Genomic DNA, 15244 nt, shown 5'->3' on the forward strand with positions numbered 1-15244 from the left:
CGCATAAGAAAAATTTAGAAAAAACAATGTTAGAATCCACCGCAATCGCTAATGATATTTCAGGCTTTTGCTTAGATCTGTTCCATTCTGACAACTGCGACGTTGGCTATTCCAAGTCCTGTTAGAGTGTCACCGTGTACTTTCTCATCATCAGGGTCATAAAAAGTCACAACCCATTTAGCATCAGGTCTGACTGATTGCTCCAACTTCTTGAAGTAGGGTAAATCTACGTCAGCTAATGAGTGACCGAGAACATATACTTCATCAATATTGCCGAGCTTTGCAAAGAAGTCTTCATTGTTTTTTATGATCTGGTCTGTTCCCTTGAAAGTTGCTGAGAAATACTGATTGATCGCATCCTTACCACGCTCGAATGAGTAGTCATATTGATCAGATTGATATTCCATCCAACGTTCTAAATCTTCATCACTCAATCCTGATGGTGGTTCGGCAGGTTTCTCTTTGAAATTTTCAGGATCAACACCATGACCGAGAATTAACTCATCAATATGTTCATCGGCTTTCCCGTGAATGAATAGCACGTTCTCATCGGGGATTGCGTAGTATTGAGAAAGCGTATCTGTGTAGTTGAATGTGAGGTAAACAGCGTTTCTATCAATGTTTACTGATCGGCTGTGATCAAACTGAGGAAACTGTACAGCCAAAATGAACTCTTTGAATGCTTTATACAGTTCAGTGGTTAGAAGGCCAAGTATTCGCTCCATCTCAATTTCAAGCGTGTATCGGTCTCTGTCTCGAAAGTCATCTGAAGAATAGTTTGGCATTGCATCCATGTTTGCTTCCAAAACTGAATCTTGATCAAGCAGTGACATACTCGTTTCAAATTCAGACCATAAAGGATCTGACATTGTTGTTGGAAAATCTGGGTCTAAGTCAGCAAACCCGTAATAGTCGAGCAATAGCTCATAAGTTTCCCAGTAGTTATTTTTGAGATAAAGCCCAAAAGATGTATACCTAGTGTCAAGGCCATGATGAACATCAAAGCCATTACCTATTACATATAGCTTCATGTCATTCACCGTTGATATCTAGTTCTTTGAAGCTAATGACTTCGGAGTCATCATCAGTCAGCTCAAAATATGTATCTTGGAAGTAAAACTCTTCAATGTATGCGTTAGCTTTTAATCCATCGGTATAGGCAAGTGTTATGTGGGCAGTGTATGTTTCTTTGTGTTTTACTGTTGACTCATTACTCAAGACGAATACATATTGCTTGTCTTCAGGATCCCAAGGTGAACGGTCATAATCTGAGAATCGGTAATCTGCCGTAACAACCACCTCAAATTCTACTTCGTATTCAGCCCTCTCGGCATCGACATTCTGTAAGTTTTTCTTCCCAACATTCACCGAGTAGATTTTTATAGAATTGATAATCTCATCGAAAGGATCTGCGTTTTCATAGTTGAACTCGCCATCTTCGAGAGCTTGCAGGGCATCCGCTTTGATTTTTTCTAGGAGTTGTTCGAATATTTCATCAGCAAATTTGGCTGGTTCTTCGTACGCTTTGTCGCTTCGAACAATCAAGTCAATTAGGTCATCGACGTTTTCAAGATGAATGAAGTTATCTTCTTTCTCACAGAATGATTTCATATCGCCGTCGTCACTAACGATATAGGCTGAATATCCTCTAGCCAAGCTCACCTGTTTAATAGCTTCTAGCGAAAATGCATCAGGAAACTCGTGCTTTTTTGATTCTCTGCCAAAAGGAGGAAGGTTGTTGAAGTAAGCATCAAATACAACTTGAGGGTTAACAGTGCTTACATCAATTGTTTCGACGTAGCCGTTTTCGACGAAATCATCAAATTTTTCACTGATAACAGCATAAATATCATCACCTTTAACCTTGGTGAAGATGCCATGACAATCAAGGTCGGGGGTGTTTCTTAGGAACATCGCATCTCTTTGCATCTTCTTTATCATAGAAGCTGCTTCTTCAGATTTGCGTTTGAGATGGGAGTCGATCTCTTTCCTTGTCACATCAGTAATGAGCAAGTGGATTTTCTCATCCTCAATTAGTTCTTGAAGACGACCAAGAGCGTGTTGCCCAAATTGATAGTTTTTCTTTTCAAAAGCGCTTGTATCGATAAAAACTAGCCTTGTCTGCAATTCCATAATCAATACCTTGAACACATGGTGTAAATTGTCATCAAATAAATTGATAAAATAATTAAGTGGATAACAAACTAATGGCATATTGGTTCATTACAAAAATTCGGGCAAGTAACGAGTTAGCAAGGTGTGATGAGGGATTGCTTTAAATGCTTTTGGGGCAAAAATAAGCCAACATGTCACGTTGGCTTGTAAGTAAAAGAAAGTAACGTTAAGCAAACACGCGCAAGCGATGACCATCAAGGTCTAATGCAACGAAGTTGATACCATATACAGACTCTTCACGCTCTTGAGCAAAGGTCACACCTTGCTGCTTCCACTTTTCAAATAGGTTATCTAGCTCGACGCTATTAGTTGCAGGAATAGAAAGCTCTGCACCTCCACCTCGAATGGGGCTACTTGGTGTTAGCGCGTCAGCTTGTTTTAGGGTGATTTTTACGTTTTTAGCAAACTCGACCACCGCGAAAGTTGGCGATAAAAGCTTTGGCTCACACTCAAATACTTCCGCATAAAAAGCCATGCTGAGTTGAACATTTTCTACATAAAAAACAATGGAATCAATGGTTAACATAGTTTTAAATCTTCACTTTTTGAATTGGTGAAAAAAGTGTAACCGAAGGCACTGACAGTTTTTGTCAGTAGTGAAAACACTTGTGATCAATTCCTTCCAGAGTTTCCCACTCACAAAGTAAAGCATGACGAGAACGCTCATATTTAGATTCAAGCGGTAAGAAAAACTGAATTCTATCAAGACGGAAGTTACGGTACTCATTTCGTTTTTCGCACCATGCAACTAAAATATTGTGTTGCTCAAACATACCTATGAGTATTGGCCACACAACCCTTTTGCTTATAGCTCCTTTTGCATCTTCGTAAAGTATTTCTGCTTTATGCCCTTTCTGTATCGTTATTTTCAGCTCAGCTAGCTTAACTATCAGTTCTGGTGCTTTGAAGGCTGAAGCAACTCTAATGACACTCTCAGTATGCTTAGCTTCATGCTCAGAAGGCAAAACTGCTGAAATCTTAGCAAGCGCATTAATAGCAGCCTCACTAAACTCTCCGTTTGCTTGCTTTACCACCCATTCAGCTCCTAATCTAAGGGCTTCAAGCTCTTCTACGTTAAACATCATAGGAGGTAAATCAAAGCTCGGTTTTAAAACATACCCAAGCCCAGCTTCTCCTTCGACATCTGCCCCTTGTGCTTGCAAAGTTGCAATATCTCGATAGATAGTTCTCACACTAACATTAAGCCTACTAGCTAGTTCCTCAGCTGAGACTGGATATCTATACCGTCGAAGTAGTTGGAGTAAATCTAGTAGGCGTTGACTTCGGGACATAACAAAATCCATAAAATAATGAGTACATATAATGCACTAAAAATGAATCAGCCGTTCTGTTCAAGAATAATTTGTGTAAGCGACCCAATAATTGCATTGAGTTGAGTTATTCACTTACTTGAATCTCGAAACCCAGAATGGGAAGAACCGATTTAAGGCAACCTGTAAGTTCTAGTCACATTGGGAAAACGAAACTGACAGATTGCACTCAGACTAATTCACTCAGGTAAATCAATCTCCATTCAGCTACAAATAATACAGGGGCTTTCGCCCCCTTCGAATCTTTAATCTGTTGCCGAAACCATATCGGCAAACATATTGGAGGCGTCGATATTTGGCTTATCGTCCTTATGTAAGGTATTGGGCTTACTGGCCTTGTTGGTGTTATTTGCCTTGTTGACCTTGTTGGCACTCGACACCTTGTTGGTTTGACGGCCGATGCTTCGCCAGCTCTTGCTAACGACAACCGGCTGAACATCCACTTCTACGGTCTTCGGCACGTATTCTTCGTAGAAAAGCGCTCGACCTGCCTTTCTCTCCGCAATCATCATTCGAACAGCCAGGCACTTGCTTGAACCAATGCAGCCCTGACAATCAACAAATGAATTAGCGCCTAAGCGTTTATCTTTGAATGCCAAAACCGTGTGCTGGCAAACGACATAGTTGGCGATGCGACCGGTGCTTTCGCAGGAAAAACTGTGCATGTTGCACCCTGAGCGGCTTTTTGAAAGTGGAATAACCTTCTCTTTTGCCTCTTTTGAAATTACCAACTGCCCCATGACTCACCTACCTCTGCTTTTACTTGATAATCGTCGATTACTTTTTTCATTAACTCGGTTGCGTTAGCCACCAATGCTTCGCAACGCTGTGCAAATGTGCTGATGTATTTCTCTGCCGTTCCTGAGTGGCAGTAGAGAATGTTTCCCGAACGCATTGAGAAAACGTCGATTAGCGAGCCATATGTTTCCTCAAGGCGAGTGAAAAACGCATCTGTCTGAGCGCGAATACTGACAATGGCATCACTGCTCATCAGGTCACTCAGTGCGAAACTAAGGAACTGGAATCCCTCATTGTCGATAACCGCTTCCGAATAAGCCTTTTTGAATTGCTCATCCGTTAAGTCCTCTTCGCCGTTGAAGTCGTCCAGAACTCCAAATAAGCCTTCAACCACGTTTTTGTAGAACTCAGCCGGAAGACACTTGGATTTTGATAGATGCTGTGGGGAGTCGATACCAAGCCCCGCAACATACTTATCCGTTTCAGCGTCAATCAGCCCGTAGAAGCGTCCCCAAACACCGCCGGATACTGTATCTCCGGTAATATCTGCATAAGGTCTGTTTGCTTCCACGATGTAAAACGGGCGATCAACCAAATTTATCTTTTTGACGGTCACTTGCAGCACTGAAATTTCTTGTTCGAAAATGAACTCGTTTTTGGCTACAAATGGCATGTCAGCCGCTACTTCCGAAACGCTGTCTTTAAGCGTCTCGATAACACCAGCTTTTATGTCTGCAATCTCGGATTCGCCAAGGTTTTTATAGCCCTTGTGCTTTTTCAGATTGCTCATGACACTGGCAACTAGAGGCTCAAGTTTCACTGCTTTTGCTCCTTACTTGTCGCAGTATGACTGCCATAATAAGCAAGTGATTACGGCAGTTAAGTAATTGGTGACTGATTGATAGGTTAGTTTCTGATTGCACTCCAGCCTTTCAGCTTGAGCATCATGGCTAACTGGTTATCGAATTTTTTGGCACGGTAGTAAGCCGCGATGATTTTCTCTGGCGGTGCTTCGCCGGGATCTTCGTCCTCGCCCAATGCAGCAATTCGGACGTTAAAGCCGCAACCAATGAGCTTCTTGGCCGACGCAATCACAACGGGAATGGTTTTCTGCTCCGTATCCCACATTAGGACAATGTTCTTAAGTCCTTTGGCCTTGAGCTTTAAGAACGCCCCTATCTGGTCTTGGGCTGATTCTTCCAGTCCTCCGGACAAGTGCATACCAAACGTCCCTATTGGCTCTACAAACGGGAACAACGTTGGCTCGCTGAGTAGCGCTCGCTTAACTCCGATAACGTCAAACGCACCCTCGCCAACGATTACCGTCTCTTTGCCAACGGCATTGTGTCCGTTGTATAGGTATCGACCGGAAGCAGAGAGTGTTTGTGGGAAGAGATACTTTCTGCGAGCCTCACCTGTCACGTCACGACCTTGGAACGTGGCAAGTTTGCCTTCAAGATCGTAAACAGGAATCATGACTCGCTTGGAAAAGTCTTGAGTTTTGCCCTCTTGCGCTTCGGAGTCCCAAAAGACATGAACGCCGGATTCAGACCAGCGTAAATCGAAATACTCACACAATGTCTTACTCAGTCCTCGGTTGAGCAAATATTCGGGCAGCGTCTCCATTTCCCTTGAGATATGAAGCGATGCTGGCAGGCGAATTTCTTGCAAAAGGTTAACGTCGGATTTGATTTCCGTTTTCACCTTTGGCATATAGCCCAGCTCTAAGCTAACTTGCTCGATATAATCAGCAAGTTCTCTCCCTCGCTTGTCTGTAAACGCCTGTAGAAAGCGGAATACGTTGTATTGCTTGTCCTGCGGGTGTGAACCGTGAAAGCATACTCCCTGTCCTCGCATCGGATTGAAATACACTTTCCAAGAGTCTCCTCCGCACATCGGACAATGGCGGATATTCAGCTCTCGACCTGATTTGCCAGTAGTCACGCGATAATCAACGCCCTCCAAATCAAGCCAAGCCTCAAAATCAAGGCCATCAAGCATTTCTCTGATATCTTCAAATGCCACACTATTTACCTCTTACTTGCTCTGCGATTACCGCCAGAAGTTGCTCGTCACTTGCTTGCTGTAATGGCAGCGAATGCAGTAATGATGGCCGCATTCGCTGTGGTTTTAGGCAAATACATAAGTCACCGCTTACCTAAACTATAGTTAGAAAACATCCAGAACCTTATCGACAAACTTCATCTTATCGAGGTCTTGTTTAACGCGAACGGTAATATCGCCACGTTGGTTACGAGAAGCAGCAAGGAATAGTCGCGCCTCTCCCTTCGCTTTCTCTTCATCCGTTTTGTTGATTGAGATTGTTAAGTCGGCAATACGGATTTTTTCGATGTTATCCGCAACGTGCGTAATACCCGCTGTCTCCGAACCCATACCATCACGGTTAGTCTGTGTTGCGGTAAGCAGCGCGAAGTCTTCTTTGTCCGCCAGACCACGGAAGTCGGTATACATGTCCTTTTCGTCTGCGCGGCGATCGTTGGTCACACGGTTTGAGCGAGCTAGGTCAAGGTAGTCCAACGCCACCATGTCAAACTTCACGCCTTTGGCTCGGAAGTCATGAATCAAGCGATTAAGCTCGTTCGGAGTGAAAGTGCCTGCCGGACGCTCAACGATGATCAGCTTCCCAACCCCGCCTGAGCGCTTAGCCAGAATAGCGGAGCGAACCGCCTCACGCGCTTTCACCAAGTCATCCATTGAGGTGTCCGAAACACGCGCATCCGCACGGTCCGAAATGATTCGCGCATGAACCTCAAGCGTGACATACAGAACGTTGTAGCCGGCATCGGAGGCAGCAATGGAGAAGTCACCCAAAGCAGTAGACTTACCCGCCTTTGCACCACCCATAATCAGCGTCATTTCGCGACGACCCCAGCCTTTGTGGTAAAGGATCGCATCCAGTGCGCGAATACCCGTGGTAATACCTGTCGGAACATCCTCGCCTTTCTCCAGAGCATCACGACGTTCAGTTCGAGTATCTACCTCTTCGTAGTAGTCGTAATAGTTGTTCGAGTCAGAAGCCCCTACCAGCATCGCTTTTTGAACGACCGCTACCGCACCCTCAAAGTCGCCCTTTTCTTTCAACTCAACGGCTTTCATTAGGGCTTCGTCCAGCGCGTTATTACGGGCGAACGTGCTTACTTGGTCGAGCATGTATTTGCTGTCTGTCAAAGGTTCAGACAGAATTTCTTTGAGTGATACCAGCACATCCGGCTTCATTTCCTCACGGATGCGCTTTGACTCAATGGCCTTTTTCACCAGATCAACAAGCACCTTCTTACCTGGTGCCTGCGAGTAAAGGCGAAAATGCTTGTTTACGATCATCACGAGGCTGGCAACGGCTTTGTTCTCGAATTGCTCCGGAGAGACTAAGTCGTTTGTCATCGTCAGGAAGTTCGTATCACGGCAGTAATAGGCTGCCAAACGTAGCTGAAAACCTGAGTCAAACTTCTCTGAAAGCGGAACAGAAGTTACCTCAAACTCAGTTGTCATGAATTACCCCTCAATTACGTATGGCTGTTTTCTGCCGCTGCTTGGGGCAAGAAATTCCAAACCACGCATGGCGACCGTAACCAAGTCACTTGGGCTGATAGTGCCGGTTGGCTGAAGCACGATTGCCGTTTCATCAAAAGACACTACTCGACCAAAGAAACTCGCACCGGATACCGTCGCGATCTCACACTCCACCTCATTGGTTTTTAGAAAGCCCAATCGACGCTCAATGTGTGAAGATGAACGGGTGGTCACAGCCATTGCAGGCTTGACGTTGCGGCGATTGCGAGTAGTTAACTCAGTATTCATGATTTGATTTCCTTGTTGCTAATTCATGTGCATTGCGTTTACAGATTCCATGATAATTGGAGCTTGTCGGCTGCCAATACTGTTGCCTCGGGGAAGTGCTTCATCGCTAGGTGACGAGGAATGGCCTCGTGTGTGTAGATGGCACTCCGCAGGGACAAGTCTTGGTTTGCCTCTCCGCGCATCTTGATCTGTGCAATGACGAATTTTTGATATTCCTCTAGAACCGGACACTGGCAAAAGTTGGAAACCTTGAAGTAAGGCTCTTCTGATACCATTAGGCCAGTTCTCAGCTTACTCGCCAGTGCTTGCTTGAAGTTGTCAATCAGCTCGGCTTGGTATAGCTGTGCCGGAGTAGCCAGGTGCAATCGTCCTCGCCCTTCCGTATCCATGATGATTGAGAAACAAAACAGATCGTAGGGTGCGCGTAGCTTGTCGGCCATCTGTCTTGCCTTCCACAGCGAGGTCACTGTCCGGCTAGACTGTTCCCAAATGGCTTTGCGCTTAATGCCTGTTCTGAATGGTGCGGATTTGTAATCCTCACGACCGCGCATCAACATCACTTGCGAGTAAGCCTTCATGTAGCACTCTGCAAAATACGCTGTAGCGTCGAGGGGATGTAGAAAGCGATAGTCATACCACTTACGAAAGAAAAGCTCACCATCGTCCTTACAGCGCGAAATCCCGACGATTTTTGAAGTGATCTCGTCCTTGTCTCTCGCTGTTGTGTCGATGAGTGGTAAAAGTCGCTCGTTTTCCTCAAAAACGGCTTTTAAGTTTTTCAACTGATGCGGAAACATAACCTAACTAAGCACTGACTTATCACTCACAAGTAAAATACATGAATCCGCGACTAAGAAAAAGTGAAATAGTAATACAATGTGCGGGATACTCTGCCTTAGCTTCATATAGCTACTTAGGTGTTTCCGAAGACCGTGAGCATAGAAAAATTAAAGACATGAAAAATAGGGTATCGCCAACTAAGCTATCTAAGGATCATCAATTCATGTGATATAGAGCTCTGCCTGCAACGACATCGAACTCTACAACGTTTCTCTGTGAGCCGATAGTTATGTGCCACCTGATATTGCTCCTTCCTATTTTAGCTCTACCATTATTCTGGCTGACCCCATTCTCGTTCGCTATACCGCTCTATTTCTTTATTGTTATCGTTTCCGCAGTCATCTACTGGCTTACGTATCGAGCGATGCACTTACCAATTGAAACAGGATCCGAAGCACTCCATCACCAAGTAGGTCAGGTAATCGGATATCAAAATGGCTTTTATCAGATATCATTGAACAATGAATGTTGGAATGCCCTTTCAGATGAAGTGCTGCAACCTAGAGAACGGGTTGAGGTGAACTCTGTCCACGGTGTCACACTGAATGTCAAACGGATCTCAGGCTAAGCCCTTCAGGCAAGAGAATTGAGACAGTGTGCTTCCTAAAATCAGGAATCGCTAAACATGCCAAGACAATTTATCAAACAGCACTGCGGATGGTTACTAACGACTCTCATCCTAAGCGGCTGTGATGTATCCATCAATCACATGTATACATCAGTCGATAAAAGTCGCACCTATCCAACCAATGGTGAACAAATTTATTTCACTGGCCGGAATCAGTCAGGCAGCCAGATTATTTACCGAGGCGGTCATATGCATGCGCAGATGCATCTCACGGCATGTGCTGATTGCCATGGTATAAGGCGTGAAGGAGGTCAGCGCATGTATCCATTTTTTTGGCTGACAGCTCCTCCGCTAACAAGCGATGCCTTATTCGGCACGCACGATGATGATCATGATGCTTATACCCTATCCAGCCTTAAAAGAGCTATCACAGCAGGTGTTGACCCATCCGGAGAGCAGTTGGATTCGACGATGCCCCGTTGGCAGATGAGTGAATCGGACTTAGAAGATTTGGTTGATTATCTTGCAGAAGGAACTTTGAAAACAGTAAAGCATGAGCAATAGAGGTTCAGCGTCTCGGTGGAAATTAGATATTTTTACCATTCTGCCATATATGAACCACATACCATGCGGAAAACCCACTAATATTGTAAGGGCTTAATCCGCATTTACAGACTTGGTAACACACAGCATCAGCCAAGGTTTTACCGAGACCAACCTGAAACACATCCATTTGCTGAAAAAAGGAGGCTTAGGATGAGAACACACATCATGATCATCCCACTGGTGACGTTACTAAATTTAGCTGCCATCCATGATGTATCAGCTCAACAAGGCATGACTTGGCATGGGAGCGGTGGTTGGGGTCCCCACTCACCTTACGGGATGATGTATAACAACCAGACTATGGAGGAAGCTAGCGGTGAAGTAGTGACCGTGGATAAAATCTCTATGATGCATCAGATGCAACAACAAGGGGTCCACCTGACAGTTAAAGCTGGTCAGGATACCCTCTCCGTTCATCTAGGTCCGGCTTGGTATCTTGAGAAACAGGATGTCAAAATCATGCCTGGAGACAAGGTGACTATTAAAGGATCCCGAATCACCTTTGACGATGAGCCAACGTTGATTGCCGCGGAAATTCGCAAGGGAGACCAAGTATTAATACTTCGGGATTCGGACGGTATTCCTGTCTGGAGTGGTTGGCGACAACGACAGTAGCCTACAGCTAAAATCCAAGTGTTTGCTTATCAATCCCTCAGTCCTCGTAGCGGTGGTCAGGAACGTAATCAGACCTGCGCTCACTTGTCTTTTGGTTATTTGGCAAACAAAAAGCCCGCAAACTTATAAGCTTGCGGGCTTGCAACAATGTTAAAACTGACACAATTATTAGGAGTAAAAAAGAACCTAAGGATGCTTAAGGACATTACTAGTATAGTATGAACGTAATCCTTTAGGAGTAATTCAGATTTTAATTTAGTAATTGATAGAACTTTCTCAGAACAAACCTTTTGAGTTCTTCTTCTCTCCCTTGAGACGCGGACAGAAGCCACTGATATTGTTCTAACCGGGATTTCTTTAGGAAATTACAGGAATCAATTCGCAAGTTATCCGGTATGGAGATGAAAGCACGTTCAAGAGAAGTGCTAAGGGCAGAAATGATAAAGATGTTTGTGGATTCCAAATATTCTTCAAGTTTAGCGAAATCTTCCAGAAGCAAGTCGGGCTTCCCTTTCATAATGGCATTTTTACTGAAGCTATTGTTTATAACGCCAAATTATATGGCGCTTACAAAAAATAACAACATCCATAACAATCTTTCAACCATCTAATTTTAAAGGGCTTCCGTTAAAAAAGCACCCGCGAATTAGTTAGTTTCGCGGGTGGAAGAATGTGACAAAATTTACGGAATCACTAGAATCAATTTCCCGATAGACGCACAATTTAAGCATAGCAGATATTTCCTTTCACGCAGGGCTTTCGCGATTGAAAATTGAAAAGATCAACCATAACAAATCATGGTGCAACCAACACAATATTTTATCGGTCTCATGAGGGATGAGTCCGGATGAAGCCTTTCCCCCTAAATTTATAAATAATCTTAAAAAGAAATATTATGTAAACGCGGTTTTATTCGAAGATGAACTATCTCCGGAGTTCATGATTTTTCACCAAAAGAACTCCAATTCCGGAGTATCCAATAACCGCGTTTCCAATATATATTCCGTAGTATTTATTAATTAAGGGGTGAAAGACTAGGACTTGCGGAACCGTGCTTTTCGCTATGGCCTTGCTGGACAGTCCAGCCCCGAACCTCGGCTGCAAAAAGCCCCAAATATCGGGGCTTTCTAAATCGCATTTTAAGCGTGTTGGCGTGCTTACTTGTCTGTTGGTATAGCTTTGAATCGTTCATCGCTTCTGACAGCGTTCAGAGGGCTTTGCGTGACTTCTTTCAGTAGCACTTCTATCTGCTCGTCGGACATTCTCGACAAAACCAATACTCCGGCTCTGAAAACATCACTTCTTGCGGCATTGAAGCGCCTTGGAACTAAGGCAAGCTCATCAACCAGGCTGTGATAATCCGCCTCCATGCTGACCATTCTGCCTTTGATCGGCTCGGCCTTTGTCTCTGCCTGATCTTGCCCTGTCTGCTGAACTGACTCCTGAACCGAAGCCTCTTGGGTAAACCGGCGTCGGTCGCTCTTCACCAAACCTCCTAATCCCATAACCTATACCTCAAGCGACCTTGCCCTTGTCCGATGGCCTGATGCCAAAAATCAGCTCATCAACAAGGTCGTTCACTTCTGCCTCTGCCTTGAGATCACGGCAGTCGTCCGGCATTTCCAGCACTCCGCGCCCGTTTTCTTCTGAATCATCAAAAACGTTACGGTGCATTACCACGGTTTGAAGTGGGCTAAAGTCATATGACTCGCACACATACTTAGCATCCAAAATCCGCTTAACCTGCGTTGGCAGCGGGTTGCACTGGTTAATCAGCGTATTGATTTTAAGGTCAGGGTTATACTGCATACCGCGACCAAGCACTTCGTCAATCATCGGCAAGGCTTTCAAATCACGACGCTTAGGGCGCAAAACCAAAAGAAAACGGTCGGCATTGATAATGGCCTCGCGCTGATAAGCGCCATCATAACCACCGGCATCACAAATGATGAAGTCGTAAAGAGGTCGGATAGACTTGATTAAGTCCTCTGCCGAACCGGTTGGGATGTAGCCGCTGATTTTCACCAGGTTAAGATGAGCGCGGCGTTCAACAAACCACTCTTCGGTTGTCTTTTGTGGGTCTAAATCGACAAGAGCAACATTGTGCCCTCTCATTGCAAGGCACACAGCCATGTTCTGAGCGGTGCAAGACTTGCCCGTTCCGCCCTTTACAGAGCCTACAACGATCACTTCTGACATTTTGGAATCCTTTGTTTTTATTTTGGGTATGCTTTACGCGATCGGTTGTAACCCAGCGGATACCGTAAAGTAAGGTGTTGAGGCTAAATACGTTATTGGTGGTGTAGCGATTATGTGAGGTAGATAAGGTGTTGGGCTTATACAAGACAAGCCCTAACCAAGATGCTGCAAGGAGTTTATGGAGCAGGCAGCGGGACTCGAACCCGCGTCCTCAGCTTGGAAGGCTGAGATATTGGCCACTATACGATGCCTGCATCGAGGGGCTAATTTGTAATAGTCGGTTAGCCAAAATCCGACTCTATCCCACTGGCAAGTCGGGTCGTGCCGTGTGGTCTAGCCGCAGACAGCCTTTCCCCGATTAAAGCCATCCGTTCGATGAGTTGGGCGTCGTTGGTTATCCCGTCAACGAAACCCGAAATTCGTGAAAGAAATGGCGGCCAAGAAAGCCGCCACCCTTCCAACATGCCAGCAATCAGCCGTTGGCTTTTACCGCCTGCTGCTCTTCCTTGCGCGGATGCAGTTCGGTAATTTGTCGCATCCTTGCGACCAGTCGATCATCCCTTTTCGACTGTGTTCTTTCTGCCAATTCTTCAAGAAGTGTCAGAAAAGCCTCAAGCGCAAAGTCCTTGTTGATTAGGCGCTCGGCAATGCCAATAAACAAAGCCTTAAAAAAGCGCTTAATCAAAAGGACTAGGACATTGCTCTTGAGAAATCCTAGTAGCGCACCGATCATGCAGCCTCCTTTCCGATGAGTTGGTGGGTAAGCGTTACCCACCGTGACGGACTCAGATTTTGCAACAACCAAACAGGTTTTATCGTTCCCATTGGTCGGGTAACGCTCGCAATGATATTGCCCTTACCCAAAACAAAAATCAATAAGCGCTTACTTATTTTTAGGTTAAAAATGTTCAACTGCTCATTATTTGTTCTCAAGCGCCACTAAGCGCAAATCAAGCTCTTTGATTGCCTCCAGAAGCACCGGAATGATGCCGTGATAACGGACGCCCAGCATGTCACTGTCGCCCTCTCGCTTCACGATTTCAGGCATGACTTTCTGAATCTCCTGAGCAATCACCCCATACTCACGGACACCATCCGTCAGATCTTTGCGCAGGTAGGTGTAGCCACGCATTTTGCGCACCATTTCGGTTGCATTGAAGATAGGTCGAATGTCCGTTTTCAGGCGGATATCAGAGTATGCCGTAACGTTCTGTCCCGCCCAAACACCGCCAGCGGTCTTAATTGACTCATTGCCTGCGTTGGCGACATACAGGCTTTTGTTTCCGCCAATCCGCACCCACGTAATGTCCTGCATGTAGATGGAGCCGCCGTAGGTCGGAAATGTAAGCGGTGTCGTGCTCTTTAACGCCAACTCGGACGTTACCGTAAAACCAGCATTCTCTGCCCACATCACGACAACAGCAGGTTTGCCGGACACAGCCGCCCATGTAGGGTTGTTGTTTGGCGAGTAAACTCGCTGGCCTTGGTCGAAGACCTGACCGTTCTGCATTGTTTTGTAGTTTGTCATACCGATCCTTAGCTAAAAATGGTTAAGTCGAACCAAGATGAGTTAGCCACCGCTTCAACGATTTTCCCGACCGTTGAGCCAGCGCCGCCCTTGGTTAGATAAGCGCCCGATGTATACGACAGCGGGAAGTCTTGCTGATACCCCTTGTCTGTCCTGATCCGACAGCTAATCGTCGTTCCTGAGAACTGCGCAATGAACAGCCGGAAGGCATATTCCTGTTTCTGCATGAATGTAGCGACGGTAATTTCCGAGATTGCATGACCATGAATGCTTGTCGGGTTTACCGAACCCGCGCCATTTGACCTACGATAGCCGGTATAAATGATCAAGTTCATAATACCGCCTTCTTGCCATGTTTTCGGTGTTACGCGAACAACCACGGCTCTTTGCTTACCTCTCAAATCACCAAGTGAAATAGGGTTTGGAGAGGCAATTTTGGCAAGGTTACGAACGTCAGCATCACCAAGCGCAACGGTATTTGAGCGACCAAGCTCCCTTCGCACCATATCAAGCGAAATTTCACCCGAGGTAGGTAGTGCCATTAGTATTTCCCCTAAGTGGGCGCTCATCAGCGCCCAACGCTGTTATCGTGCCGAAACAATCTCTTTGAAATTTGCTTCCATCTGTTGAAGATGAGCCTCTGCTTTCTCCAACTGCTCTTTTGCCGCAACCATATCGGTTTCTCGCTCAGCAACATTGATTTCCGCCTCATGTAAATCAAACATTGCCTCTCGCTCCGCTCGTTGCTGGTCATTCAACGAAGAACAGCCAGTAAGCGCCATTACTCCCATAAGTGCGAATAGATAAGCTACTTTCATCACCCCT

General features: G+C 45.3%; 18 protein-coding genes and 1 tRNA gene. 2 read left to right on the forward strand and 17 right to left on the reverse strand.

Annotation, left to right across the window (positions count from 1 at the left end):
* Window positions 1-71: 71 nt before the first annotated feature.
* The 10 genes from C9I92_RS21755 to C9I92_RS21800 all read right to left on the reverse strand — a co-directional run bounded on the left by C9I92_RS21755 (window position 72) and on the right by C9I92_RS21800 (window position 8860).
* The gene (locus C9I92_RS21755; RefSeq protein WP_047884324.1) at window positions 72-1031 is read right to left on the reverse strand and encodes a bacteriophage abortive infection AbiH family protein; all 960 of its coding nucleotides are present in this window, start codon (window positions 1029-1031) and stop codon (window positions 72-74) included.
* 1 nt (window position 1032) lies between these two features.
* Window positions 1033-2133, reverse strand: coding sequence for a PIN domain-containing protein (locus C9I92_RS21760; protein WP_047884807.1), 1101 nt, complete (start codon window positions 2131-2133; stop codon window positions 1033-1035).
* A gap of 208 nt (window positions 2134-2341) precedes the next feature.
* Window positions 2342-2701 (reverse strand): VOC family protein, encoded by a 360-nt coding sequence (locus C9I92_RS21765; protein WP_047884325.1) that lies wholly within the window; start codon window positions 2699-2701, stop codon window positions 2342-2344.
* Window positions 2702-2765: 64 nt separating this feature from the next.
* A complete protein-coding gene (locus C9I92_RS21770; RefSeq protein WP_047884326.1) occupies window positions 2766-3467 on the reverse strand; it encodes a helix-turn-helix transcriptional regulator in 702 nt (233 codons plus the stop codon).
* A gap of 284 nt (window positions 3468-3751) precedes the next feature.
* The gene (locus C9I92_RS21775) at window positions 3752-4246 is read right to left on the reverse strand and encodes a hypothetical protein (RefSeq protein ID WP_053061751.1); all 495 of its coding nucleotides are present in this window, start codon (window positions 4244-4246) and stop codon (window positions 3752-3754) included.
* Entirely contained in the window at window positions 4231-5064 is an 834-nt protein-coding gene (locus tag C9I92_RS21780; protein ID WP_047884327.1) for a hypothetical protein, read from the reverse strand. Before C9I92_RS21780 ends, C9I92_RS21775 begins: the two co-directional genes overlap by 16 nt.
* Window positions 5065-5150: 86 nt before the next feature.
* Window positions 5151-6269, reverse strand: a complete 1119-nt coding sequence (locus C9I92_RS21785; RefSeq protein WP_211263823.1) for a hypothetical protein — start codon at window positions 6267-6269, stop codon at window positions 5151-5153.
* 144 nt (window positions 6270-6413) lie between these two features.
* On the reverse strand, window positions 6414-7754 hold the full coding sequence (locus tag C9I92_RS21790; protein WP_047884328.1) for an ATPase domain-containing protein: 1341 nt from the start codon (window positions 7752-7754) through the stop codon (window positions 6414-6416).
* Between the two features lie 3 nt (window positions 7755-7757).
* Complete coding sequence (locus C9I92_RS21795; RefSeq protein WP_047884329.1) at window positions 7758-8063, reverse strand: hypothetical protein; 306 nt, start codon at window positions 8061-8063, stop codon at window positions 7758-7760.
* Between the two features lie 38 nt (window positions 8064-8101).
* Complete coding sequence (locus C9I92_RS21800; protein ID WP_047884330.1) at window positions 8102-8860, reverse strand: hypothetical protein; 759 nt, start codon at window positions 8858-8860, stop codon at window positions 8102-8104.
* Window positions 8861-9528: 668 nt separating this feature from the next.
* Here C9I92_RS21800 and C9I92_RS21810 point away from each other — a divergent pair.
* Both C9I92_RS21810 and C9I92_RS21815 read left to right on the forward strand, forming a co-directional pair.
* Window positions 9529-10035: a c-type cytochrome gene (locus C9I92_RS21810; RefSeq protein WP_047884331.1), complete on the forward strand. Its 507-nt coding sequence runs from the start codon at window positions 9529-9531 to the stop codon at window positions 10033-10035.
* A gap of 192 nt (window positions 10036-10227) precedes the next feature.
* Window positions 10228-10692, forward strand: a complete 465-nt coding sequence (locus C9I92_RS21815) for a MamS/MamX family magnetosome protein (RefSeq protein WP_047884332.1) — start codon at window positions 10228-10230, stop codon at window positions 10690-10692.
* Between the two features lie 1157 nt (window positions 10693-11849).
* On the opposite strand, the gene C9I92_RS21825 is transcribed toward C9I92_RS21815, so the two are convergent.
* The 7 genes from C9I92_RS21825 to C9I92_RS21855 all read right to left on the reverse strand — a co-directional run bounded on the left by C9I92_RS21825 (window position 11850) and on the right by C9I92_RS21855 (window position 15237).
* Window positions 11850-12197 carry a hypothetical protein gene (locus tag C9I92_RS21825; protein WP_047884334.1) on the reverse strand — a complete coding sequence of 116 codons (348 nt, stop codon included), beginning with the start codon at window positions 12195-12197 and terminating at the stop codon, window positions 11850-11852.
* Between the two features lie 10 nt (window positions 12198-12207).
* Window positions 12208-12891: an AAA family ATPase gene (locus tag C9I92_RS21830; RefSeq protein WP_047884335.1), complete on the reverse strand. Its 684-nt coding sequence runs from the start codon at window positions 12889-12891 to the stop codon at window positions 12208-12210.
* A 179-nt stretch (window positions 12892-13070) separates the two neighbouring features.
* A tRNA-Gly gene (locus C9I92_RS21835) sits at window positions 13071-13145 on the reverse strand.
* 218 nt (window positions 13146-13363) lie between these two features.
* The gene (locus C9I92_RS21840) at window positions 13364-13624 is read right to left on the reverse strand and encodes a hypothetical protein (RefSeq protein WP_047884336.1); all 261 of its coding nucleotides are present in this window, start codon (window positions 13622-13624) and stop codon (window positions 13364-13366) included.
* Between the two features lie 186 nt (window positions 13625-13810).
* Window positions 13811-14419 carry a tail fiber domain-containing protein gene (locus tag C9I92_RS21845; RefSeq protein ID WP_047884337.1) on the reverse strand — a complete coding sequence of 203 codons (609 nt, stop codon included), beginning with the start codon at window positions 14417-14419 and terminating at the stop codon, window positions 13811-13813.
* An 8-nt stretch (window positions 14420-14427) separates the two neighbouring features.
* Window positions 14428-14961, reverse strand: a complete 534-nt coding sequence (locus C9I92_RS21850; RefSeq protein WP_146149715.1) for a hypothetical protein — start codon at window positions 14959-14961, stop codon at window positions 14428-14430.
* 42 nt (window positions 14962-15003) lie between these two features.
* Window positions 15004-15237: a hypothetical protein gene (locus C9I92_RS21855; RefSeq protein WP_047884339.1), complete on the reverse strand. Its 234-nt coding sequence runs from the start codon at window positions 15235-15237 to the stop codon at window positions 15004-15006.
* Between the last annotated feature and the right edge of the window lie 7 nt (window positions 15238-15244).

Origin of the sequence: Photobacterium ganghwense (genome assembly GCF_003025595.1) — a bacterium.
Lineage (GTDB): Bacteria > Pseudomonadota > Gammaproteobacteria > Enterobacterales > Vibrionaceae > Photobacterium > Photobacterium ganghwense.

Bases quoted from the DNA above. Each gene is read 5' to 3' on its own strand.
- C9I92_RS21825 (WP_047884334.1), bottom strand. From the start codon at position 12,197: ATGGGATTAGGAGGTTTGGTGAAGAGCGACCGACGCCGGTTTACCCAA.
- C9I92_RS21810 (WP_047884331.1), top strand. From the start codon at position 9,529: ATGCCAAGACAATTTATCAAACAGCACTGCGGATGGTTACTAACGACT.
- C9I92_RS21770 (WP_047884326.1), bottom strand. From the start codon at position 3,467: ATGTCCCGAAGTCAACGCCTACTAGATTTACTCCAACTACTTCGACGG.
- C9I92_RS21830 (WP_047884335.1), bottom strand. From the start codon at position 12,891: ATGTCAGAAGTGATCGTTGTAGGCTCTGTAAAGGGCGGAACGGGCAAG.
- C9I92_RS21800 (WP_047884330.1), bottom strand. From the start codon at position 8,860: ATGTTTCCGCATCAGTTGAAAAACTTAAAAGCCGTTTTTGAGGAAAAC.
- C9I92_RS21755 (WP_047884324.1), bottom strand. From the start codon at position 1,031: ATGAAGCTATATGTAATAGGTAATGGCTTTGATGTTCATCATGGCCTT.
- C9I92_RS21815 (WP_047884332.1), top strand. From the start codon at position 10,228: ATGAGAACACACATCATGATCATCCCACTGGTGACGTTACTAAATTTA.
- C9I92_RS21795 (WP_047884329.1), bottom strand. From the start codon at position 8,063: ATGAATACTGAGTTAACTACTCGCAATCGCCGCAACGTCAAGCCTGCA.
- C9I92_RS21760 (WP_047884807.1), bottom strand. From the start codon at position 2,133: ATGGAATTGCAGACAAGGCTAGTTTTTATCGATACAAGCGCTTTTGAA.
- C9I92_RS21840 (WP_047884336.1), bottom strand. From the start codon at position 13,624: ATGATCGGTGCGCTACTAGGATTTCTCAAGAGCAATGTCCTAGTCCTT.
- C9I92_RS21850 (WP_146149715.1), bottom strand. From the start codon at position 14,961: ATGGCACTACCTACCTCGGGTGAAATTTCGCTTGATATGGTGCGAAGG.
- C9I92_RS21845 (WP_047884337.1), bottom strand. From the start codon at position 14,419: ATGACAAACTACAAAACAATGCAGAACGGTCAGGTCTTCGACCAAGGC.
- C9I92_RS21790 (WP_047884328.1), bottom strand. From the start codon at position 7,754: ATGACAACTGAGTTTGAGGTAACTTCTGTTCCGCTTTCAGAGAAGTTT.
- C9I92_RS21765 (WP_047884325.1), bottom strand. From the start codon at position 2,701: ATGTTAACCATTGATTCCATTGTTTTTTATGTAGAAAATGTTCAACTC.
- C9I92_RS21775 (WP_053061751.1), bottom strand. From the start codon at position 4,246: ATGGGGCAGTTGGTAATTTCAAAAGAGGCAAAAGAGAAGGTTATTCCA.
- C9I92_RS21855 (WP_047884339.1), bottom strand. From the start codon at position 15,237: ATGAAAGTAGCTTATCTATTCGCACTTATGGGAGTAATGGCGCTTACT.